Source organism: Sellimonas intestinalis (genome assembly GCF_001280875.1).
Taxonomy (GTDB): domain Bacteria; phylum Bacillota; class Clostridia; order Lachnospirales; family Lachnospiraceae; genus Sellimonas; species Sellimonas intestinalis.
The window spans coordinates 11670-34618 of the sequence record NZ_LGAJ01000010.1 but is presented as its reverse complement, the minus strand read 5'-3'; the positions used below and the strand labels follow the sequence as shown (position 1 = coordinate 34618).

Here is a 22949-nt window from a genome sequence, read left to right as displayed (position 1 = left end):
AGCATGGCACTGACGAATTCCCAGTACGACACCATTATGAGGATATATGAGCAAAAGCGTCTGCGAACGCACGACTTGCTTACCCGCCGCTACAACGAAATATATGAACAGATTCCGCGGATTCATGAAATCGATAATGAGATTTCCCATCTGGGCGTCGCAAATGCCCGGGCACTGATCGACGGCAATACGGACGCTCCCGCACAGTTTCGCCGGCAGCTCCATGCGCTCACCGTTGAAAAGGAGGCGCTGCTTCTTGCTTCCGGCTACCCTGCTGACTATCTGGAGCCTGACTATGAGTGTCCGGACTGCCAGGACACCGGATATGTAGACGGGCGCAAGTGTCGTTGTTTCCAAAAAGCAGAGATCGATCTGCTCTACACCCAATCTAATCTGACCGATATCCTGAAAAGTGAGAATTTCTCCACCTTTCGGATGGATTACTATTCTTCGGACTATATTGACGCTGTAAGTCACAAGAGCTCTCTTGATATGGCAAAGGAGGCGTTTACTGTATGCCGCTCTTTTTCAGATCACTTCGGCAGCGAGTTTCAGAATCTTCTGATCTACGGCAGTACCGGGGTCGGCAAGACATTTTTGACCCACTGTATCGCCAGAGAGCTGATGGATCGGATCCATTCCGTCATCTATGTGACGTCCTCGCAGCTTTTTGATCTGCTCGGAAACCGGGAGTTCGGAACAAACCAGCAGGACCGTCAGGCCGGTGCCCTGCTGGATGACTGTGAGCTTCTCATTATTGACGATCTGGGAACGGAGCTTACCAACTCCTTTACGGTTTCACAGCTCTTTATCTGCCTGAATGATCGTATTTTGCAGAAGAAATCCACGATTATCTCTACCAATTTATCATTAAATGAGATAAAATCAATATATAGTGAAAGAACTTTCTCCCGCATCAGCAGCAATTACCGTCTGCTCCGGCTTGTGGGGGACGACATCAGAATCAAAAAGAAACTAATGAAATAGGAGGCAAACCAATGCTGCATCGTACAGAACGAAACCTGGAAAACATCCCTGTAGGCGCTCTGGGGATCATCTCTCTGACCGGATGTGAGGAGATGGGAAAGAGAGTGAATGATTACATTGTCAAATGGCGAAAGGAAGACGGACACGTCTTTAAAGATGACGTTGTCTTTACAGGTTATGAGAAGGATAATTACCTGATTCATGCTTCTACCCCGCGTTTCGGCTCAGGAGAGGCCAAGGGAGTCCTCACGGAGTCCATCCGAGGAAAAGATATTTATTTGATGGTTGATGTCTGCAATTACAGCCTGACTTACTCCCTGAACGGACGTACCAACCATATGTCCCCTGATGATCATTTTCAGAATCTGAAACGTATTATTGCTGCCATTGGCGGAAAGGCACGCCGTGTCAATGTCATCATGCCGTTCCTCTACGAAAGCCGTCAGCACAAGCGCAGCAGCCGGGAATCCCTCGATTGTGCTTTAGCATTACAAGAGCTTGTAAAGATGGGCGTAGATAATATTATTACTTTCGACGCTCACGATCCGCGAGTACAGAATGCGATCCCTCTGAGTGGATTTGAGACAGTCCGCCCTACCTATCAATTTGTAAAGGGTCTTCTTAGAAATGTCAAGGATCTGAAAATCGACAGCGACCACATGATGGCGATCAGCCCGGATGAGGGTGCGACCGGACGTGCAATCTACCTTGCCAATGTGCTCGGTCTGAATATGGGCATGTTCTATAAGCGCCGTGACTACACCCGCATTGTGGACGGACGGAACCCGATCGTTGCCCACGAGTTCCTTGGAGATTCCGTAGAAGGAAAAGATGTTATTATCCTGGATGATATGATCTCCTCCGGAGACAGTATGATCGATGTTGCAAAGCAGTTAAAAGAGAGAAAAGCAAACCGCATCTTTGCGGCCGCAACCTTTGGTCTATTTACAAACGGTCTGGAGAAGTTCGACAAAGCGTACGAGGAAGGCATCATCACCAACATCCTCACAACCAACCTGATCTACCAGACACCGGAACTTCTGAGCCGTCCATACTATATCAACTGCGATATGAGCAAATACATTGCTCTGCTGATCGATACGCTGAACCATGATGGCTCGATCAGCAGTATCTTAAGCCCGAGCGAGCGTATACAGCATGTATTAAACAAATACCGCAACGGACAGGAGATTTAGTCCCATCCATTGCGGTATGTAAAATGCATCTTGTCAAGTGCTTCTTTCTCCCTGTTCTGACAGGAGAAAAGGAGCACTTGTTTTTTCTGTGCGGCAATCCACCGAAGCACTGCCTCCATCCTCTTGTCATCATAGTATGCAAAGGTATCGTCAAGCAGGATTGGCCAACTCTCTTCATAAAGGATTTCGGACGCTGCCATCCGGATCGCAAAATAAATCTGCTCGATCGTTCCACGGCTCATCATATGAAGGGGTATCTTTCTCACACCGTCAAATATACTGATTTCCAGTTCTTCTATAAAAATCTTCGGATAACGTCCCCCGGTAATCTCACCAAAAATTTCAGCCGCACGTTCTGCCAGCCGTAATCCCGTCTCTTTTCTCACATCCACGGAGACTTCTTGCATCCGCTCCTCTGCCAAAATCAGTGCCTCTCGTCTCTTTTCCAGTTCTTTCTCTTCCACTGATATGGTACAGGCCTCCGCAATCTGCTCCTGGATGTTGTCATACTCCACCTGTTTATCTCTCCGCTCGGAACGAAGTTTCTCCCGGTTCCACTTGAGCTTCTCCATCCTTCTTCTCACCGTCTGTTCTTCCTCAGTCTGTCCCTGCTCCGGTTCCGGTCTCATCAGTAAAAACACCGCCAGAATTCCTGCCACAGTCAAAATCACAGCCAAATAATATCGGAACGGAGACGGCAGGACAACAAGTGATACAAGCAGTATAGCCATCCAAAGGATTCCTGCCTTGACCGGAAATTTCTTCTTCACCTGCTCCTCTCTCGCCTGCTCGTAAGTGTCCAGGAGACGCTTCCCTTGGCGAATCTCTTCCTCTCCGGATGCCGCCTCCCTCTGGATCCGGTCAATCTCCTTTGCCGTATATTCCGCCGCGCGCTCCGCTTCTTCGCGCTTGGCAAGCCGTTTTTGAGCTGCTTGCCTGAGAAGCCCTTCTACTTCTTTTTTCCGCTTCTGTAAACCCAGAAGCGCTGCTTCCAAATCCATATTTCCTGCCCCGGAGGTGTAATAATTGGCCGCATAATTTTTGAGCGCTGTTGAGAGTTCCTCTCCCGGCTGTGCCTTTAGCTGCCCGACCGCCACGGTGTTTTCAAATCCTGCACTGTCCAGATCCATCAATAGCGCCTGAAGATCCCCCTTTTCCTCGGAAAGCTCTTCCCCGTCATCCAGACAGAAGAGCCGCGTTTTCCTTCCTTTTTTGGTAAAATCCCGCTCCAGTTGGAAATGCCGTCCTCCGCTTTCAAACCGGATCATCCCGCAGTACTGGGTGGGATTTCTCCACGGCTCATATTGATGAAACGCATCTTTGGCAGCACCTCTCCCCCGGCCCCGTTCCACATTGAACAGCATACCTTTGATAAATGCATAAATGGTGGATTTTCCTGCCTCATTCTCTGCACAGAACAGATTGATTCCGTCGGAAAGCTCAATACTTCTGTTTTGGAATTTCCCAAAGCTCCATAATTCTAGTCTCTCTAACTTCATCTCTTTTTACGTCCCCTTCTTCTCTCTTTTGTTTCACGATTACTCTTTCCTCGTCTCCAAGATAGCCTGAACTCCCTCATAGAGCGCCATCTGCCCTACTTCGCTCTGTTCTTCCCCCTGAAAGCTCTCAATAAATCTACCCAGGAGATTCCGCCTGTTGGCAGATAAAAGCTTCTCAAAATCATATGAAGGTTTTGTCAAATCCCGGATCTCAAGGACGCCGCCTCCCACGTCCATGTGGCCCGTATCAAAACGGATATCCGGATCCCGGAATCCTACCAAAGTAAAGCGGTACAGATTTTCCTCACCGTGTTCCAGCACCTCAGCTCTTAACTTCTCCAGAAGGCGGCGCCCGGTCATCTCCTGATCCACCCGGATGTCCAAGTTCAGATATTCTCTCCTTGCCGCTGGAACAAACTCGGTCTCCACCACACCATGTTCTATCGTACCGATGACATAACCATGTTTTCCGATATCGTTCGGATCCGTTGGCTCCAGAGAACCGCTGTAACGGCATTTTCCTTTCATCTCCAAGTCTGGTTTGTGGATATGACCAAGCGCCGTATAATCGTATCCAAGCAGATCCACCTCGGCTCTGCCAAAAGGCAGGTGCCTTTCATCCCCACCGTGAAGAAGAAGGATCTCGTTCTCCATGCTCCGGACACATTTCCACTCTACCCGGATCCCACCTGGGAGCTCCCTCTCCTGATAGCTGAACCCGGACACCGCTGTCCCAAACTCCGGAAATTCTACTTTCATCAAACGGGCTCCTAAAAGCGGCGTCACGTTTCCCGCCCACCTGAAGTTCCGGTACATGGAATTCGGTTTCAGATAATCGTGATTCCCGGCAGTAAAGACAACCTTCGTATGGGTAAGCGCCTCAAACATAGAATTCAGCTCTTTGAGCTCGCGCAGGAGAGGCTGACGGTGAAACAAATCTCCCGCGATCAACAGCAAATCAATCTGCTCCTTCTCACATCTTGCAAGAAGCCCCCTCAGACTTTCCCAAATCTCTTCCGGACGGCCCTTTGTATATGCGCTTCCCGCATCCGGCTTCACGCCCAAATGCAGATCCGCCGTATGTATAAATCTCATCCTAAAGTTCCCCCTTCTCTTTCTTTGGCAGGCTTACGATAAACCGGGTCTCATGGTCATCACTCTGAGCCTGGATTTGACCCCCGTGAAGCTCTACGATCTCCCTTGCAATAGCGAGTCCAAGTCCGGCTCCCCCCGTCTCGCTGGAACGGGAATTGTCCGCCCGGAAAAACTTCTCAAAAATATGCTGTAATTTGTCATTGGCAATCTTAGGCCCCTCATTGATAAAAACGATCTTTGCATTGTCCTTATCCTGGGAGACCTGAATATGTATCGTCGTTTCCCTGTCACAGTAGGCGACAGCATTTCGCATCAGATTGTCAAAGACCCTGGCCAGCTTGTCCGGATCGGCAGGTACGATTACATCTTCCGCGGCCTCCACCTGGCACTCGAGCCTCTTTTCTTGGAAGACGCCATACATCTCGTCGGCAATCTGCTCCAACATGCGGCTCAAATTCAACTCCGTTTTTTCCAGAACGATATCCTGGGCGTTAAACTTGGTAATCTCAAAAAACTCCTCGATCAACTTCCCCAGACGGATCGCTTTCTCCAGGGAAATCCCGGTGTACTTGCTCCGCTCCGCCTCTGAGAGCTCCGGATGAGACTGCAGCATACTTAAATAAGCCACAATAGAAGTGAGCGGGGTCTTTAAATCATGTGCCAAAAAGACAACCAGATCATTTTTACGCTGCTCACTTTCCTGCACTTCCCGCTCCTGCCGTTCCAGTGTATATTTGATATTATTCAGTTTTGTCTCGATCGGCTCCAGCTCCGTGATGAGATGAATCGGCTCTGTGGAACGTGAGACAAGCTTTCCAATCTCCTTTTCCACGTCCTCCAAATAGGTAATCATCTTGGAAAGAGCAATATAGAAAAAAAGCGCAAACAGTGCCAAAAAACCGATCATCATAAAGAACGTCTTATTGTTCCCAAGAATCCGCCAGTAAAGTCTGATGGCATCCGGTTCTTTTACATGAAAGAATTTCAAAAATCCGATGAAAATCTCAGATACATCATCGTTATAAACGCCATCGATAATATATTCCAGCAGAAATCCACCGACCAGAACTGTCAGCGCGGTAATCAGCACTGTCTGTAAGAGCAGGCTGATTTTCAGTTTCCTGTATTTGCTTTTCTCTAATCTTTTCAGTCTATTCTTCAACCTTATATCCCACTCCCCAGACCGTCTTGATAAAATCTGATTTTCCCATAGGACCGCTCATCTTCTCCCGAAGGTGTCTGATATGTACCATCACGGTATTGTTGCTGTTCTTATAGTACTTCTCGTGCCAAACGTTCTCGAAGAGCTCTTCCGAACTGATGACCTTGCCCCGGTTCTCGCAAAGCAGCCATAAGATGTCAAACTCGATCGGCGTCAACGTCAGCTCCTTCTCATTGAACACACATTCGTGCGAATTACGGTCAAGAAACAAGCCCCCAAAATCAATGACGTCATTCTCTGTTCGTCCACCGTCGTTGTACTTCGTATAACGCCGGATCTGTGCCTTGACTCTGGCTACCAGTTCCAGCGGATTGAACGGTTTTGCAATATAATCATCCGCCCCCAACGTAAGTCCCGTAATCTTGTCAATATACTCGGTCTTTGCGGTCAGCATAATAACCGGAAAATGATATTTTTCCCGGATTTTCTTGAGAATCGTAAATCCATCAATATCCGGCAGCATCACATCCAGAAGCGCCAGATCAATCTTTGTTGATTCTATACAGGCGAGGGCCTCCTCACCCGTATAGAACTTTAATACCTCATACTGGTCATTTTTCAAATACAGCTCAATAACGTCCGCGATCTCCCTCTCATCATCCACAACCAGAATATGATTCATTGTTTCTCCCCTTTTCTGATCTTATCTACAGTTCACAGTTGTTGACCGTTCTTGGGAACGGCAATACATCACGGATATTGGACATTCCGGTGAGATACATAATGCACCGTTCAAATCCCAGTCCGTATCCTGCATGGCGCGTGGAACCGAACTTTCTCAGATCCAGATAGAATCCATACTCATCCAGATCCATGTCAAGCTCTGCCATCCGTGCACGGAGTTTCTCATAGTTGTCTTCCCTCTGGCTTCCTCCAATGATCTCCCCGATTCCCGGAACAAGGCAGTCCATGGCAGCAACCGTCTTTCCATCCTCATTCAGCTTCATATAAAAGGCTTTGATCTCCTTCGGATAATCTGTCACGAATACCGGTTTCTTATAAATCTCCTCCGTCAGGAACCGCTCATGCTCGGTCTGGAGATCGCATCCCCACTCTACCTTGTATTCAAAGTTATCATTGTTCTTCTTTAAGATCTCAATGGCGTCCGTGTAGGTCACTCTGGCAAACTCAGACTCTACTACATTTTTCAGACGATCGATCAGCCCTTTATCCACGAAGGAATTGAAGAATTTCATCTCCTCCGGAGCCTCTTCCATTACATAGCGGATCACATATTTCAGCATAGCCTCTGCCAGATCCATATCATCTTCCAGATCCGCAAAAGCGATCTCCGGCTCAATCATCCAGAACTCGGCCGCATGACGTGTCGTGTTGGAATTCTCCGCGCGGAATGTCGGTCCGAAAGTGTAAACATCCCGGAAAGCCTGGGCGAACGTTTCAGCATTGAGCTGTCCACTTACAGTCAGGCTCGTATGTTTATGGAAGAAATCCCTGCTGTAATCGAGGTCTCCATCCTCCGTCTTCGGAGGATTTAACAGATCCATTGTTGTAACCTGGAACATCTCTCCCGCACCTTCGCAGTCGCTTCCTGTAATCAGCGGTGTGTGTACATACACAAACCCCCTCTCCTGAAAGAACTTGTGAATAGCGTACGCTGCCAGGGAACGTACCCGGAACACCGCCTGGAAGGTATTGGTCCGCGGACGAAGGTGTGTCATCGTCCGCAGATATTCCAGTGTATGACGCTTCTTCTGAAGCGGATAGTCCGGAGCGGAAGCTCCTTCAATCGTAATCTCCTCTGCCTGGATCTCAAACGGCTGCTTTGCCTGTGGTGTGGCAACGAGTATTCCCTTAACAAGAATCGCCGCACCGACATTTAATTTGGAAATCTCTTTAAAGTTCTCCATAGTATCATGGTACACGACCTGAACCGGTTCAAAAAATGAGCCGTCGTTGACTACGATAAATCCAAACGCCTTAGAATCCCGAATACTTCTGACCCATCCTCCGATCATTACCTCCTTATCCAGGTAGTCGTCTGTTTTCCTGTATAATTCTTTCACTGTCACTAATTCCATCTTCACTTTCCTCCAGTCTTTTGACTTTGTATCATTATAGCATGACCTCACTATTGTGTATATCCCACAAACGTATTCCCGCTTGCACTTACCATCCGATCCATCTCCTCGAACGTCACAGTATCCTCCTCTCCACTTGCAGGATTAAGATATCGCACACTTGTCCGGCCATACCCCGTCAGAAGCAGGGTATTTCCATTGCCCGTGAGGGCCGCCACAGGAGTTCCCTGTCCTATCAGGTAGAGAACATCCTCCGTCTTGCAGTCCGTAAGCTCCAGAGCTTCCCCGGCCACTTCACCGTTCACGAAATCAAGGATAGATTCCCCTTCCGCAAGCTCTTCCCGAAAATCGATTTCGTTTCCCGCTGTAGCAAGAATCATTCTCATGCAGGCTTCCAGTGTACTCTCACCCTCCCGCACGGTCGTATCCTTAAGATCCGAAATTTCATAAGCGTATGGACGGTTGCCACTTTCATAAACATTTGCAAGACGGGCCGTCACTGCCACTCCGTTAAATTCGGCCGCCCGCTTAACGGCATAGCCCGCATTCTGGTAAATGCCCTGCAATTTTCCATATCCGTAGACATAATAGGTGCCTTTCCTGGATACAGAATCAAATGAGAGCGTCATCTGATCCTGTGCAATCGTAAGCTGCGGCTTCAGAAGCTTCGGTGAGCTGTCCTCCACCCCGTCCTCACAGGTAATCCGCATCTCACGGCCTTTCAGCTCACTGGTGTACGTTTCCAGCGTAATACTGCTCTCTTCTCGCTCTTCATTGTTTGTGATATAGTCCGAGCTAGTGTAGGCGTAGAAATCTCCGTTTTTCACAGCCCTCTTCAATGTTGCCATATCATGTTCAAAAACCACGTCCAGAATAAACACGTTCTCGGTCTGATATTCTTTGACAGTCTCATTGTTTTGGTTGCGGATCTCCAGACGATACATCGGAAGAACAGTCTCCCCGGACGCTGTCGTGCCGGAGTCCCCGCTCCTTGCGGTTCCAAACACAAAATCATTGCGGATAAATCCGAGCGGCCGGATACTCTCTTCGGCGCCTGCATCCACCTGGTACCCCTTTCCCGTTGAGAGATTGAGTACTTCGATCCGGGTAGCCTGATTGATGCTGCCCTCCTTCTGGTATGCCAGAAGATGTCCATCCTCCGAGCTTACATACTGTCCTTCCTCTAGATTTGTCACCAGAGTCGTCCGGGTATTATGGACAAGATCTACCTCGTAGAGGGTTCCTTCCTGCATCACATAAAGTTTTCCGCTGGAATGGCTGTAGTAGAGAAGCTTGCCCGGATCATTTGCCAACACCGGATAGGATTTGGTACTTGGTATAAAGACCTTTTCCTCCACTGAATTTTTGTTGATGTCATAAAAATAAACACTCACTCCAACCTCTCCCTCATGGCTTCCCCGGTTGACATATCCCGACACTGTAAATGTCGTGCTACCGTCCTTATCAATCGACACAAGCTGGACTTTATGCTGGTCATAACCATTTTGCGGGTTTTCTCCATCCGCATAACTAAACACAAGAGAAAGCTCGTCGCTTTCCTTATTATAATTCCAAAGCTGCCGTTCCTGCACAAATGAGACAACTGTCCCCTCCTTATTAACAAGATAATCCACATCAGAGTCCGTCACTCCCAGAAGCACACCGTTTTCATCCACATCTCCTGCTCCACCGTCAAATAACTGGTTCATCGTGCGGTTGTAATCCAGAAGATACATCTGCTTGTTCTCCGAATACCGCACACGGAAGAATTCATTGACATTGTAACGATCCTTCGTATCCTTTTCTTCCCCGACACAGTCCACCTGGTACGTCAGCATGACAGACATATACATGGAATTAGCTTCCTTAATCTGCCACTGTACATCACCGATTACCTCTGGTTGAAGACTCCCCCATGTCACGTGCTCAAAATCCGAATGAATTGTAACTGTCTGGTAAGTCTGATTATCACTCTGGCTGTTCGGCTCCAGAGCTGGCTGCAATTCCGCCGCCGCTTCCTTATTCCTCTCCTTATCGAAAAAATTTTTTACATAGGCCATACAGCGATCCAGATTCCATTTCGAGGCATCCGCTATCCTCGTATAGTAGCTGGCACGTCCATCATCAAAACGGAGCGTCACCTTCAGAAACCGTTCGCCCTCCTCCAGCAACTTCTGCGGAATCTCGATCTGCGCCTTATCCTCCGACAGTTCCAGATCCTGTGAATACATCTTTTTCTTTCCATCGATAGAATAGACCTCGTAGGCCACAGATCGAACTTCCTTGTCGTTTTCCTGGATCTGCATCTGTACCTTTCCATCTATCACAGGCGTAATCTGATCCCGCAGCGTGGCCATCTCCAACTCACTCGTATATCCGACCAATGTATTGATCTTATAGGAATTGTATACGAACGACACTCTCGGAAGAGACGCATTACCGATATCTGCTGTCAAATCTATATGATTTCTGTTCACCGCATAGCCGAACAGAATCATCGCCACTACGAATACACTGGCCAGGATACCCGCATGTATCGCTTTTTTTCTCATTGAATAACTCCCCTTTTATAAAAGCTTTCCTATCGTTGGTTTCACATGAAGAAAATCCTCACATACATCTATTATGCGCTGATTTTCCGCTTTTTTCCCCGTTTTCACCGCTCGAATTAAAATATTTTTTGGTGTGTGTTCCATATCAATGAACTCCAAAATCTGCGTATCATACCCCTCTCTTTTCAGATACTCAGCCCGAAGCCCATCTGTGACAAGCGCCGCCATCCGCTCTTTTAACAGCCCGTAATTTAAAACAGGACTTAACACCTCGTTTTCCATCTGGCCATTCAGCTCATGCTGACAACACGGTACGGATAAAATCACATCTGCTCCCCAGGATACCGCCTTCGCAAGCGCATAATCTGTCGCCGTATCACAGGCATGAAGCGTCACCACCATGTCCACTTTCGTCATTTCCTCGTACTGTGCAATATCCCCGGTTAAAAAGTGCAAATGATTGTACCCATATTTTTCCGCAAGTACGTTGCAGTGCTGGATAACGTCCTCTTTCAGATCGAGTCCCACCATCCGTACTTCATATGCCCGCATTTCATGGAGAAAATAATACATGGCAAACGTCAGGTAAGATTTACCACACCCAAAATCAAGAATTGTGATCTCCCTATCCTTTGGAAGTCTTGGCAGAACATCATCGATAAACTCCAGGTAACGGTTGATCTGCCGAAACTTGTCAAACCGGGAATGAACAATCTTGCCATCCTGTGTCATCACGCCCAGATCCTTTAAAAACGGAATATCCATCCCCTCCCGGAGAAGATACTGCTTCTCCCGGTTGTGGGAAAGATTCTGTTCCCCGGTATCCGACCGGCTGACTTTTTTTCTCTTCACCGTTACTTTTCCCTTTTTGCTGACCAGCACTGTGGCCCGCTCACTCTTCGTGTCAATCTGCATCTGCCGGAACTGTTCCAGCCATTCGCAGGCCCTTTGAACTGCCTCTTCCACACTCAGATTCTCGTGAAAAACCTGCTTCCCGATAAAGACCTCGAACTGGAACACAAGCTCCTCCTTTTTCAGCACCGGACGTATCCGGACTTTCCATGCCTTTTCCCTGTCCCTTGGGTTACTTAGAATTGCGGACAGAAGTTCTATACAAAATACCTCTTTCAGGTACACTGCCAATTCGTCCATTTTCATTTCCTTTCTACTTTTTTCTTGTATTATTGTAATGCGAATTCCGTCAAAACGCAAGGAGAGGATATCGAAATACCCTCTCCCAAATCTAAAGATTTCCTTATTTTATACCTGATTCCGATGTCTGATTCATGGTCTGCGACGGCGCCTCCGGCATACCTTCTGTCTTCGTGTTCTTCTGAGGTTCTCCGGTCACTTCTGTGCCGCCTGCCTGTGGCACTCTTTCTGTCCTTTCCTTTTTTATCTCTTTTTCTTTGGTCAACCGTCTCACTCTCGGGAAGGTAATCAGTACCTTAAACAGATCTCCGTCCAGATACAGCTCAAAAGTACCTCCCTGGAGTTCTGTAAGATTCTTGGCAATAGATAATCCAAGTCCGCTTCCCTCTGTACTTCGGGACACGTCACCTCGGATAAAGCGTTCGGTGAGCTCATCTGCCGAAATATTCAACTGCTGGTCTGAAACATTTTTCAAAATAAACTTAGCCGTCCCCGGCTGGAGCATCAAATCCGCATAGACCCGGCTGCCCTCCATGGCATATTTTGCCGCATTGTTGAAGATATTGGCAAAGACCCTCCACATCCGTCTGCCGTCTACCCGTACCGTCACAGGCTCATCCGGCATGTTCAGTATCACCTTGATGTTACGTGCCTCGAATTTCTCTTCATACTCACCCTCCACCTGGTAGATCAACTCCACCAGATTCAGCGTCATAAACTCCAGCTTAACGTTTCCGCTGCTGACTTTGGACGCCTCCACCACGTCCTCGGTGAGCGTCTTGAGCCGCTGCGCCTTCATCTCCAGAATGTTCAGGTAGTTCTGAATTTTGGGATCCTGGAAATTCTCTCTCTTTAAAATGTCCACGTAATTGATAATCGACGTCAGCGGCGTCTTAATATCGTGGGATACATTGGTAATCAGATCGGTCTTAAGCCGCTCATCCCGGACACTCTTCTCCAACGCACGATTCAGCCCCTCGCCCAGACGATTGATTGTCTGCGCGATCTCCAGCGTCTCGCCCCTTAGGTCATCCAGAGGAATCTTGTAGTTGACATTGCCTTTTGCGATCTCCACCAGACCCTTTTTAATCTTCTGCCTTGACAGTGCGTATCGCACAAGGAAAATTCCCACCCCGATATTGACCAGAATTCCGATCACCATCAGCGGAGTGCTTCCCCAGGTGACAAACTCAATGAGCAGGAATAAAATATAGGCTATCACCACCTTTGACGTCGTCTTTTTCTGCTGCCATCCCCGGGCCACAATATCCGCCACAGATTTGGCCATACTGTTCTTCCACAGCGTATGCGCTTTGATCCGGCGTACCATGCTCAGGTAGAACCAGAAAAAAAACAGACAGCTAATGAAGGTGATAGCGCCGGCCATAACCATATTATAGATTGGAAGTCCACCCTCCTGCCAGATATCCGAATAATAATAGTAATCATAGGCGGTCGCATAGCCGGATCCCCATTCGGACAGTAGATACATGGAGGCGCCCCAAAGCAGGATCACAAATATGGCCGCAATCTCCGTCTTCCAACGGTCAAATCCAGACAATACAATTTCATTTCTTTCCGATCGGAGGCTGTGTCCGGAAGAAACTGTCAGACAGACAAGCAGAATAAAAAACAAGATCAGCGTCCCCCATGCCAACTCGCAGGCGATCGTAATATATGGCACAACCTCCTGGTAATACTCCCGATCACTCTCAAACGCGTCAGGCACAGAATAGGTCGTATCTACCGAGGCCATGAAGACGTAATTGGTATCACGGCCAATAATTTTGTGGGATTCCACAATACTGTTCTTCCACTCCTGAGCACTCTGAGCCGGGTTGTTAAATGAAGACTTAAAGCCTGCAAGTTTAGGAGTTACAATGACATAGGCTCCCGCCTTTTTGATTTTTTCCTGGTAATGATCGATCTCTTTGATATCCTGAAACTCCTGGCGGTTGGAATAAATCTGCCCATCATCATAATCTACATAGAGATAGCTGTAATTCGTATTTCCTTCTTCCCATCCTCCCGGCGCCTCTTTGTAGTCTTTCAGATCGCTGGAAATCACACTAAGCGTGCCGGACAGCGCATGATACGCATCGGCCAGTTTTCCATTCCATCTCTCATTCGTATTGGCCAGTTCTACCAGGTTGGCTGCTCCATCCAGTGGATATGACTCCTTCAGAACCTCCGGACCAAGACCCAGGTTCCAGCAATCTGTGTAGAGCTTCTGTCCTTCTTGATCCAACACCTCACCGTAACCCGCCGTACTATTGTCATCCTCCAAAATGGAGTTCAGCTTTTCCTCCTTGGAAACAAATTCTCCATTGGCGGCAAAGCCCAGCTCCCCCGATGCCATCTTATTGCGAAAGTCATCCCCATAATAATAGTAATAGCTTCCATCCTGTTTCAGACATACGATGACCGTTGTCACATAATCATGCAGAAACTGCTCCCAACTCTCCTCCGACTCGTATGCATTTTCATACGTTCTGCTCCAGCGCTCCAAATCTTTGAGCCGGTACGCAATCCCGGAATGGTTCTTCCCATCCTGGTCAAGATCTCCATTGGCATAACGAACCACATCGATCAGCTTATCTGGATTATAGCTTCCATTTGTCTCATATTTCGCTTTAACGTCAAGCTGATCCAGAACGTCCATCGACAACTCTTTCATCCGATTCTCAAACTGGGCAGTCGCCTCATATTCCCCCGGGACCTTCTCGAATGGAACCAGATAACGAAGTCCTGCTGAGGAACCGACCCAGACAAAACTCACCACACTCACGACAATACAGATATGGGCCAGAAGAATCAAAAGCCCCTTGCATGTTGCAGAATAAAACCATTTGTTCATCTTGTTCTTCCTCTGCTCTTTCCTAGATCTTTTCTATTTTATATCCGACTCCCCATACGACTTTCAGGTAACGCGGATCCTTCGGATTAATCTCAATCTTCTCTCGGATATGGCGGATATGTACCGCTACAGTATTGTCCGCCCCGATGGCCTCCTCATTCCAGATGTTCTCGTAAATCTGATCGATAGAAAATACCTTTCCCTGATTTTTCACAAGTAAAAGCAGGATATCGTACTCGGTCGGCGTCAACTTAACGAGCTCGCCATCAACAGTCACTTCTTTTAAATCATCGTTGATAGAAAGACCGCCCACCGTGTACACCTCCTCCTGCTCCCCGGCGCTTACCGTACTGCCAAGCTTGGTGTAACGGCGAAGCTGGGACTTTACTCTCGCTACAAGCTCCAGCGGATTGAACGGCTTCGTCACATAATCATCAGCGCCAATATTTAAGCCCAGAATTTTATCCGAATCCTCAGACTTAGCTGAAAGAATAATAATCGGAAGGCTCAGTTTCTCCCGGATCTTCAATGTCGCCCGGATACCGTCAAGCCGCGGCATCATCACATCGATTACTAGAAGATCCACCTTTTCTTCACTAAGCACCTTGAGTGCCTGCTCTCCGTCATAAGCCTTTAAAATCTGATACCCCTCCTGCGACAAATAGATTTCAATCGCTTCTACAATTTCTTTATCATCATCACAGACTAAAACTGTATACATCTTCTCCCACCTCTTCTTCATTTTCTATATTAAATAATACCAGATATTCTTTAAGAGCCAAAGCATAAATTCTTAATTCTTGATGAATCCTGATCTACGTATTTACGCCCTTTTCTCCATTGCAGGTGGAAATGAAGTATGGTAAATTAGTAGCAGGAGAAATTTCAAATGGAAAGAGAGGTAGTCTATGGATACGTTAAAACGATTTATTCACTATTATAAACCATACCGCACGGTCTTTTTCCTCGATCTGATCTGTGCGGCAACCATCAGTGTGATTGACCTTGTTTATCCGCAAATTTTACGGACAGCGACCAATTCCCTGTTTACAAAGGACAGCGGAGCCATTTTAAAAATGCTTGTGCCAATCGCGTTGGGACTCTTTGTCATGTATACAATTCAGAGCCTCTGTAAGTATTATGTCAGCTACCAGGGCCACATGATGGGAGCCTATATGGAGCGGGATATGCGTCAGCAGCTCTTTGAACACTACGAGACGCTGTCCTTTTCCTATTATAACAGTCACAATTCCGGACAGATGATGAGTAAGCTTGTATCAGATTTATTTGATATTGCGGAATTTGCCCACCACGGACCAGAGAACCTGTTTATCTCTCTGATCAAGGTTGTCGGCTCCTTTATCTTTTTGTTCTTCATCAACTGGCGGCTTGCCATTCCACTCGTAATCATTGTAATTATCATGTTTGTGTTTTCGATGCGTCAGAACAGCCGGATGCAGGAAACTTTCATGGAGAACCGTAGGAAAATCGGAGACGTCAACGCAAGCCTTCAGGATACGCTCGGCGGAATCCGCGTGGTACAGTCCTTTGCCAATGAAGAAATTGAAAAGAAAAAGTTTTCCAAAAGCAATCATGCATTCTTGCTTTCCAAGGATGCAAACTACAGTTGCATGGGCAGTTTCATGGGTTGGAATCTGTTCTTTCAAGGCATGATGTATCTCGTTACACTGATATTCGGCGGTTATCTTATTGCCCACGGTCAGATGGATCCGGCAGATCTTGCTATGTACGCTCTCTATATCGGAATCTTTATCAGCCCGATTCAGATTCTCGTCGAACTTGTAGAGATGATTCAGAAGGGCTTCTCCGGATTCCGCCGATTTCTCGACGTCATGGATACGAGGCCGACTATCAAGGATGAACCGGGTGCTCAACCCCTCAGCGATGTGCACGGACTTGTATCCTATGAAGATGTGTCTTTCTGCTACGATGACGATGACACCCCGGTACTGAAAAATGTCTCCTTCCAGATTCCGGCCGGACGTTCTGTTGCCCTCGTCGGTCCGTCCGGCGGCGGTAAGACAACAATCTGTAATCTTCTGCCACGTTTCTACGACGTAACAGAAGGCCGCATCACCATAGATGGTAAGAATGTACGGAAACTGACCTTAAAATCCCTCCGGGATAATATCGGAATTGTCCAGCAGGACGTTTATCTGTTCTGTGGAACCATCAAGGAAAATATCTCCTACGGAAAGCCGGGAGCTCTCATGGAAGAAATCATAGACGCAGCAAGGCATGCCAACATTCATGATTTCATTATGTCCCTGCCTGACGGTTACGACACCTATGTAGGCGAACGTGGAACAAGGCTCTCCGGCGGACAGAAACAGCGAATTTCCATTGCCAGAGTATTTTTGAAGAATCCCCCAATTCTGATCCTTGACGAGGCGACAAGCGCCCTGGATAATGAAAGTGAACGCCACATCCAGAAGAGTCTGGAAGAATTAGCAAAAAACCGGACGACGATTACTATTGCCCACCGTCTTTCTACAATCCGCAACGCTGATGAGATTATTGTCATCACCGAAAATGGTATTGCCGAGCGTGGTACACACCATGATCTGCTCAAGCGGGGCGGCATCTATGCTCACTATTATAAGATGCAGTTTGAGGGTCTGGAGACTGAAGATATGATATCATAGCCCGTTAAGATGAAAGCCGGGATGATGTAAGATCAGTAAGGGCAGAAAAGTGCATTAAAAATCGACAAAGGTGGAGCCATCATAAGGCTCCGTCTTCTGTTTTTCTTAATAATCTTTGTATTTCTTTTATAGTTTCAACACATTTTTGACACATTTTCTGGCTATACTAAGAACCAGATAGTTGATGAACAATCACTATCTCCCCCCCCCCTCATAAAGTAAGCACTTCGGAGAGATATCTCCAAGTGCCACTTTACTCTCATTCCTTTAGAAACTATAAACACGAAAACCCGCTGGTCTTTATGATCAGCGGGTTTTCGCCTTTATCCGTTTTCTCTACGCTACACTCTTGCAGTCAACTCCTGATACAGTCTTTTTGCGTAGCTGTCTGTCATACCACAGATGTAGTCGGTCACAAGAAGGATCCGCAGGTATAGCTTCTCCACCATGTCTTTTCCCTCAGACTGTCTGACGTAAGCTTTCTTATAATTGTCTGAAACAAACGCCAGCATCCTTCTGTCTATGGAGTCCATCTTTTGCTCAGGATCTCCCACACGAACCGCCGCTGCCACGAACTTCTCCATCAAAAATGAAAGAATCCGCGACTCCGCCACCTCCATCTTGTAAATCTCATCTGTCATAAACACATAGGTCTCCGCTATATGTCCGAGCATCTCCATGAGCTCTTCCGCTTTTGTCCCCGCAAAAAGATCCTTGTGATATTTTCCGTACATAATCATCTCATAGTTTTCCGTGAATCCTTCTGTCGCACAGGCAATCAGAAAAGACTGTGCCCGGACAATCCAGTTCTTTACCGCATATGCTTCCGGCTCCTCTTCGCCTCGTTCCACGGCACCCTGGTACAGATCCGCAAGACAGGCATACGCCTGAAAATTCTCCCCCGTATCCACTTGCCTTAGCTCTCTTTCCAGGGCAGAAAACGGCAGAAATCCCTTGACAAAAGCATCCTCAATGTCTGCCGTCCGATATGCAATATCATCTGCAGCCTCCAGCATAAAGGTCAGAGGGTGCCGATGATCTTCAGCTCCTGTCTCCCGGCTGATTTTCTGGAACAGCTCTTCGTCAGCCAGATAATAACCTAGCTTTTTTTTCTCAATTACCCCTGCGGACGGATCAACATGCAGAGAGTCCACCGGATATTTGATAATCGTGTTTAATAAGGCATAGGTCAAGTTCATCCCCGTCTCATCTACAAGATAATGAAGCTTCGTCACAAGACGGAAGGCCTGCGCGTTTCCTTCAAAATAATAGAGATCCGCTTTCATTCTCGGGGTCAGTACTTCGCTCAATGGTTTCCCTTGAAAGAAGATGTGATCCAGATGTTCCTCAAACCATTCCCGGATCGTCGTCTCTCCGAAATGCCCAAACGGTGGATTCCCAATATCATGGATGAGCCCTGCACAGAGCAATATATTACAAATATCCTCTTTCATCTGTGGCGTAAATTCCGGATCCTTCCCATAAGCAAGAATATACTCTCCAATATTCTGACCAAGCGACTTGGCAAAGGAAGAAACCTCCAAAGAATGGGTCAGCCTGGTTCTCACAAAGTCGCTTTGATCCAGCGGAAATACCTGGGTCTTATCCTGAAGCCGCCGAAATGATGCGCTTCCAATAATGCGATGGTAATCTTTCTCAAAACTTGTCCTTAAATCCGTCCGGTTCTTCTCCTTATGTTTTCGTCCTGTCCGCTCCCTCTTGGGGGACAACAGCCTGCTCCATTTCATCCAGCATCCCTCCTGTCCGACCAAATTTCACCACTTCTGCTTTCTGACACTTTCCAAATATACTCGACCGTTCTTTAATACTCCTCATTCAGATACTCTTCCAGTGTCACACCCTGATCCCGGATAGCAAGCGCTGCTTCAGTCCCCACGTACCGGTAATGCCATGGTTCATAGATAATCCCGGTATCATCGGATTTGTCCTGCGGATATCTTAGAATAAATCCATATTCATAGCAGTGCTCCATCAGCCACTTCTGGTCGTCAGTCTCACCCTGCTTTTCATCCAGCCCCGCGTACTCCGTAGATACAATGTCCATCGCAAGCCCGGTTGCGTGCTCGCTCTCCCCTGGCCACGCAATGGATTTCGCCGTCTCAATGGCAGCCTCATAGTAGTTCATTCCCTGATTGACATAGCCGACCATGGACTCATTAAACAGCTCTTTCTGCCTGTCTACCGACCGGTACGCCGAGCAGACATAAAGTCCGTATCCCTCATCGCTTGCTGCTTTTAGCATCTGCTGCAACGGTTCCAGAACTCTTTTGTCTACCTGGTGGGATGCGTCAATATTGGCCAGCTCCGGCACATACCCTTCCTCCATCGGATGGGATTGGTTTACAAGCATCAGATACCACGGCCTTGTGTCTTTGTCCTGCGCCTCGGTCTGTTCCTTTACAACATCATATTCTTTCTGGAGCGATTCATACCTGTCCGTCTCCTTTTGCATCGTCTCCTCCGCCTTCCGCCCCTCCACATGCCGGCCAAGCGCCACTCCACCAAGAAATCCGGCCACAAGGATAGATACGCAGGATACAGCAAACACCCTTCCTGGATGCTGCATCTTCCGAATCCGATACCTCACCAGCAGCTCCAGTCTGCACCACTTTTCTTTTGTCTGTTTTTTCATTCTTCTGTCCTTTCTGCTTACCTATGCCACAAGCTCATCTGTCATAAGGTCATCCACCGCAGCATATCATCAATTTCCGGGTCTTCCGAACATACAGCGGCAAAAAATCCTTTCTCTTTCTGTGGGTATTCGTGGAAATAAAATTCCCCCCTGATATGTTCCGGCATACGCACAAGTACCGGGGCCCCTTCATCCTTTAACCGGATTTCAAAGGAATCCAGAGGAAGCTTCATCCCAAATCTTGTCGCTTTCATAAAACTTTCTTTGAGAACCCAGTAGCGGTAAAACGCTTCCGTTTGCTCTTCCCCGGATTCCTGTTCCCGAATATATTGCCATTCGGACGAGCAAAAAAATCTTCTGGCCACCTTCATACCCGGCGTCCCAATCTTTTCCAAATCACATCCCGTCCTCTTTTCTTTTTCATCTGCAATCGAACACAGGACATAATGTCCCGAATGAGAAAGATTAAAGCACATCTCCGTAGAAAGCCCGCTCTCCCTGAGTGCTTTCTGATAGAGCACATAGGCTCCAATACTCAATGCCCGATCCTCCGAAAAACGAATCCGGTCTGCCTTTTCCTGTCTCCACTGCGGAACCTCGCGATAATACGCTTCATATATAATTGGATCCAGAAGCGGAGCCACATCCGCTGCCCATGTATAGATCATCTCGTTCTCCTCTCTTTTGACATCCTATATCAATCCGATACCCTGATTATAGCACACTTCCCTGATACTTGAAATGCCCTGGAAGCACGAAAAGCCCCAGGGCATCACCCGATTTAAAACAACAGTTTCATTTCATTCCACTTGGCCCCTCCGTGGGTAGAGTCCGCCACACCGCAATGTTTAAACCCAAATCCGGCATAATAATGTACCAGATGATCTTTGCATGTCAGCACAACACCCTTTCTTTGGCACTCTCTGGCATGATGAATCATCCTCTCCAGGAGCCTTCCTGCAATGCCGTTTCTCCGATATGCCGGAAGAACATCCAACCCGAAGACTGTCTGATAAGCTCCGTTCGGATCATGTAAGGATGCGTCGTGGTACATCTGATCCGGCAAAGACGCCTCTTTTGCCACAGCTCCGTTGATAAATCCCACGATCTTTCCATTTGTCTCAGCCACAAAAAAGCAGTCCTCAAATACATCCATTCTGGCCTCAATATCCTGCTTGCCGGCTGCCTCCGCCGCCGGAAAACACTCCGCTTCGATCTGCGCCAACAAAGCCGCTTCTTCCTTTTTTGCGTTTCTTATTAAAACCTCCATACATGGCCTCCTTGATTTTAAGGCAACAAAAAACGAATCTCGTCGCCCAGATTCGTTTTTATCATACCATATTTCTATGGTATACGCTATTATGAATCACTAACTCCCTCGATTCCCTTAGACAAATTTATTTTATCATATTTCTGCCCTGCTTTCTATCGGTTTCCTCAGTGGACAAAAAAATGGACAATGTTTCTGCATTTTCCGCTTGTGTTCTTCACCCGGTATTCTTTATAATAGATCTATCACATAATAGAACTATCATCCGGAGGAGAATGATCTATGTCAGTTTTTTCAGATTTGTTAGGACATCATATCGCCGCAAAAGGGATCAAGTCCTATGAGATAGCTCAGTACTGTGGAATCGAGCGCTCTCTGATGTATAAAATTATTAAAGGGACGAGACCTGTAACCAGTATGGACACCGTACTTTTGATCGCTGAGTTTCTGCGGCTCACTCCATCCGAGCGGACCGATTTTGTGGAGTCTTACAAAATTTCTATGGACGGTTTTGAAAACTATTACCGTCGTAAAAATATCCTGGAGCTTTTCGAGAATTTCAGGAAATATTCTGAGATCTATACCGCCCCTGACCACCAACCGCTAGTAAGCTATCATGACATCTCCGATATGTCAACAGTATCAGGACAAAATGAGATTAACCACCTGCTGTTTCACATCCTGTTTCTGGAGACTCGTAAAAGTGATCCCCAAATCCGCCTGCTGATTCAGCCAGATACAGATTTTCTGATGAATTTGCTTCCGACCCTCGGTTATGAGAATCAGAATCTGTCCATCACCCAGATCATCTGTTTTCATAAGAGCGATGAACTGACAAACGATAAGAAAGATTATAATCTGGCATGTCTCAAAAAGATTCTGCCAGTTTACTGCTCTGCGTGCAGATATCATGTCTATTACTATTATGGGGATCTGATTCATTCATCGGCCGATCTCCTTTTGTTTCCTTACCTTGTACTGACGTCCGGGCACGCTCTTCTCCTCTCCAAAGACATGCAATCCGGTATTGTCTTTGAAAAACAAGATACCCTGAAATTTTTTCATCAAATGTATGATCGTTATCTCGAACAGGTTTCCTCGTTTGGCGTTGTGATGAACAATCTGCCGACACAACTTTCCTATTTCCATAATATCCGGGCGGATATGGAACAGAATTACTGTTTCCAAATGCTTCCATGTCTTACCTTTGGAATTCCGGATTATTTCTTTGACAAGTATATTTATCCGGAGATTCCAAGTCGTGATAAACTCATCGCCATGCTTATGGATTATGTGCACAGCATCCGTAAACGCTTTACCGAACATCCGGTGCGATTTATTTTTTCTGAGGACGGCCTGCAACGTTTTCTGGAGACAGGACGGATCCCGGAATATCCTCCTGCCGTTTACCGCCCTTTTGAGCTATCTGACCGTATCGTACTGATCCGTCAATTTTTAAAATTTTGCCCTCCAAACGGATTGTGTATGCTAAAATGCACCATTGGGGATCTGGACAATGAATTGTTTATGTATGTTAATCCACGCAACGGCTACCTCATGTTCCCCTCCTCTGAGCCGGATCAGCTCATCTGCCTGGACATTACTGAACCCGGATTGCTGCACGGCTTCTGTGACTTCTGTGAACATCTGGATAAGGATCTGTTTTATACCGAAACGGAAGCGTACAGCCTCATTTCCTCTCTCCTTGACAAGACAGAGCAGAAAAAGGGATCATAAAGCGCCAGTTCCATTAAATACCGG

17 protein-coding genes are annotated in these 22949 nt (G+C 47.1%); 4 read left to right on the top strand and 13 right to left on the bottom strand.

The window, feature by feature from the left end:
* Positions 1-3: 3 nt before the first annotated feature.
* Positions 4-987: an ATP-binding protein gene (locus AOA56_RS10775; protein ID WP_024734050.1), complete on the top strand. Its 984-nt coding sequence runs from the start codon at positions 4-6 to the stop codon at positions 985-987.
* An 11-nt stretch (positions 988-998) separates the two neighbouring features.
* Positions 999-2183 (top strand): ribose-phosphate pyrophosphokinase, encoded by a 1185-nt coding sequence (locus tag AOA56_RS10770; protein WP_024734049.1) that lies wholly within the window; start codon positions 999-1001, stop codon positions 2181-2183.
* On the opposite strand, the gene AOA56_RS10765 is transcribed toward AOA56_RS10770, so the two are convergent.
* The 9 genes from AOA56_RS10765 to AOA56_RS10725 form a co-directional block, all read right to left on the bottom strand.
* Positions 2180-3682: an ATP-binding protein gene (locus AOA56_RS10765; protein ID WP_053769642.1), complete on the bottom strand. Its 1503-nt coding sequence runs from the start codon at positions 3680-3682 to the stop codon at positions 2180-2182. The two genes, AOA56_RS10770 and AOA56_RS10765, sit on opposite strands and share 4 nt — an antisense overlap.
* 39 nt (positions 3683-3721) lie before the next feature.
* Positions 3722-4777, bottom strand: coding sequence for a metallophosphoesterase family protein (locus AOA56_RS10760; RefSeq protein WP_034595059.1), 1056 nt, complete (start codon positions 4775-4777; stop codon positions 3722-3724).
* A 1-nt stretch (position 4778) separates the two neighbouring features.
* On the bottom strand, positions 4779-5939 hold the full coding sequence (locus AOA56_RS10755) for a sensor histidine kinase (protein ID WP_024734048.1): 1161 nt from the start codon (positions 5937-5939) through the stop codon (positions 4779-4781).
* Positions 5929-6621 carry a VanR-ABDEGLN family response regulator transcription factor gene (gene vanR / locus AOA56_RS10750; protein ID WP_024734047.1) on the bottom strand — a complete coding sequence of 231 codons (693 nt, stop codon included), beginning with the start codon at positions 6619-6621 and terminating at the stop codon, positions 5929-5931. Before vanR ends, AOA56_RS10755 begins: the two co-directional genes overlap by 11 nt.
* Positions 6622-6646: 25 nt before the next feature.
* On the bottom strand, positions 6647-8038 hold the full coding sequence (asnS, locus tag AOA56_RS10745) for an asparagine--tRNA ligase (RefSeq protein ID WP_024734046.1): 1392 nt from the start codon (positions 8036-8038) through the stop codon (positions 6647-6649).
* Between the two features lie 50 nt (positions 8039-8088).
* Positions 8089-10590 carry a hypothetical protein gene (locus tag AOA56_RS10740; protein ID WP_024734045.1) on the bottom strand — a complete coding sequence of 834 codons (2502 nt, stop codon included), beginning with the start codon at positions 10588-10590 and terminating at the stop codon, positions 8089-8091.
* Positions 10591-10605: 15 nt separating this feature from the next.
* Positions 10606-11742, bottom strand: coding sequence for a class I SAM-dependent methyltransferase (locus AOA56_RS10735; protein WP_053769641.1), 1137 nt, complete (start codon positions 11740-11742; stop codon positions 10606-10608).
* 103 nt (positions 11743-11845) lie between these two features.
* The gene (locus AOA56_RS10730; RefSeq protein WP_053769640.1) at positions 11846-14599 is read right to left on the bottom strand and encodes a sensor histidine kinase; all 2754 of its coding nucleotides are present in this window, start codon (positions 14597-14599) and stop codon (positions 11846-11848) included.
* 22 nt (positions 14600-14621) lie between these two features.
* Positions 14622-15320 (bottom strand): response regulator transcription factor, encoded by a 699-nt coding sequence (locus AOA56_RS10725; RefSeq protein WP_024734044.1) that lies wholly within the window; start codon positions 15318-15320, stop codon positions 14622-14624.
* A 187-nt stretch (positions 15321-15507) separates the two neighbouring features.
* Here AOA56_RS10725 and AOA56_RS10720 point away from each other — a divergent pair, with 187 nt between their 5' ends.
* Positions 15508-17265, top strand: coding sequence for an ABC transporter ATP-binding protein (locus AOA56_RS10720; RefSeq protein WP_053769639.1), 1758 nt, complete (start codon positions 15508-15510; stop codon positions 17263-17265).
* Positions 17266-17606: 341 nt separating this feature from the next.
* On the opposite strand, the gene AOA56_RS10715 is transcribed toward AOA56_RS10720, so the two are convergent.
* The 4 genes from AOA56_RS10715 to AOA56_RS10700 form a co-directional block, all read right to left on the bottom strand.
* Positions 17607-19013, bottom strand: a complete 1407-nt coding sequence (locus AOA56_RS10715) for a deoxyguanosinetriphosphate triphosphohydrolase (protein WP_024734043.1) — start codon at positions 19011-19013, stop codon at positions 17607-17609.
* Between the two features lie 74 nt (positions 19014-19087).
* Positions 19088-19918, bottom strand: a complete 831-nt coding sequence (locus tag AOA56_RS10710; RefSeq protein WP_024734042.1) for a M15 family metallopeptidase — start codon at positions 19916-19918, stop codon at positions 19088-19090.
* A gap of 41 nt (positions 19919-19959) precedes the next feature.
* On the bottom strand, positions 19960-20586 hold the full coding sequence (locus AOA56_RS10705) for a 4'-phosphopantetheinyl transferase family protein (RefSeq protein ID WP_048621243.1): 627 nt from the start codon (positions 20584-20586) through the stop codon (positions 19960-19962).
* Between the two features lie 113 nt (positions 20587-20699).
* On the bottom strand, positions 20700-21188 hold the full coding sequence (locus tag AOA56_RS10700; protein ID WP_024734041.1) for a GNAT family N-acetyltransferase: 489 nt from the start codon (positions 21186-21188) through the stop codon (positions 20700-20702).
* A gap of 282 nt (positions 21189-21470) precedes the next feature.
* On the opposite strand from AOA56_RS10700, the gene AOA56_RS10695 reads away from it, so the two are divergent.
* Positions 21471-22925 carry a helix-turn-helix domain-containing protein gene (locus AOA56_RS10695; protein WP_024734040.1) on the top strand — a complete coding sequence of 485 codons (1455 nt, stop codon included), beginning with the start codon at positions 21471-21473 and terminating at the stop codon, positions 22923-22925.
* The last annotated feature ends 24 nt before the right edge of the window (positions 22926-22949 follow it).

Excerpts from the sequence above, each read along its gene's own strand:
- AOA56_RS10740 (WP_024734045.1), bottom strand. The coding sequence starts at position 10,590 with ATGAGAAAAAAAGCGATACATGCGGGTATCCTGGCCAGTGTATTCGTA.
- AOA56_RS10730 (WP_053769640.1), bottom strand. The coding sequence starts at position 14,599 with ATGAACAAATGGTTTTATTCTGCAACATGCAAGGGGCTTTTGATTCTT.
- AOA56_RS10765 (WP_053769642.1), bottom strand. The coding sequence starts at position 3,682 with ATGAAGTTAGAGAGACTAGAATTATGGAGCTTTGGGAAATTCCAAAAC.
- AOA56_RS10770 (WP_024734049.1), top strand. The coding sequence starts at position 999 with ATGCTGCATCGTACAGAACGAAACCTGGAAAACATCCCTGTAGGCGCT.
- AOA56_RS10705 (WP_048621243.1), bottom strand. The coding sequence starts at position 20,586 with ATGATCTATACATGGGCAGCGGATGTGGCTCCGCTTCTGGATCCAATT.
- AOA56_RS10695 (WP_024734040.1), top strand. The coding sequence starts at position 21,471 with ATGTCAGTTTTTTCAGATTTGTTAGGACATCATATCGCCGCAAAAGGG.
- AOA56_RS10710 (WP_024734042.1), bottom strand. The coding sequence starts at position 19,918 with ATGAAAAAACAGACAAAAGAAAAGTGGTGCAGACTGGAGCTGCTGGTG.
- AOA56_RS10735 (WP_053769641.1), bottom strand. The coding sequence starts at position 11,742 with ATGGACGAATTGGCAGTGTACCTGAAAGAGGTATTTTGTATAGAACTT.
- AOA56_RS10700 (WP_024734041.1), bottom strand. The coding sequence starts at position 21,188 with ATGGAGGTTTTAATAAGAAACGCAAAAAAGGAAGAAGCGGCTTTGTTG.
- AOA56_RS10760 (WP_034595059.1), bottom strand. The coding sequence starts at position 4,777 with ATGAGATTTATACATACGGCGGATCTGCATTTGGGCGTGAAGCCGGAT.
- vanR (WP_024734047.1), bottom strand. The coding sequence starts at position 6,621 with ATGAATCATATTCTGGTTGTGGATGATGAGAGGGAGATCGCGGACGTT.
- AOA56_RS10720 (WP_053769639.1), top strand. The coding sequence starts at position 15,508 with ATGGATACGTTAAAACGATTTATTCACTATTATAAACCATACCGCACG.
- AOA56_RS10775 (WP_024734050.1), top strand. The coding sequence starts at position 4 with ATGGCACTGACGAATTCCCAGTACGACACCATTATGAGGATATATGAG.
- AOA56_RS10715 (WP_024734043.1), bottom strand. The coding sequence starts at position 19,013 with ATGAAATGGAGCAGGCTGTTGTCCCCCAAGAGGGAGCGGACAGGACGA.
- AOA56_RS10725 (WP_024734044.1), bottom strand. The coding sequence starts at position 15,320 with ATGTATACAGTTTTAGTCTGTGATGATGATAAAGAAATTGTAGAAGCG.
- asnS (WP_024734046.1), bottom strand. The coding sequence starts at position 8,038 with ATGGAATTAGTGACAGTGAAAGAATTATACAGGAAAACAGACGACTAC.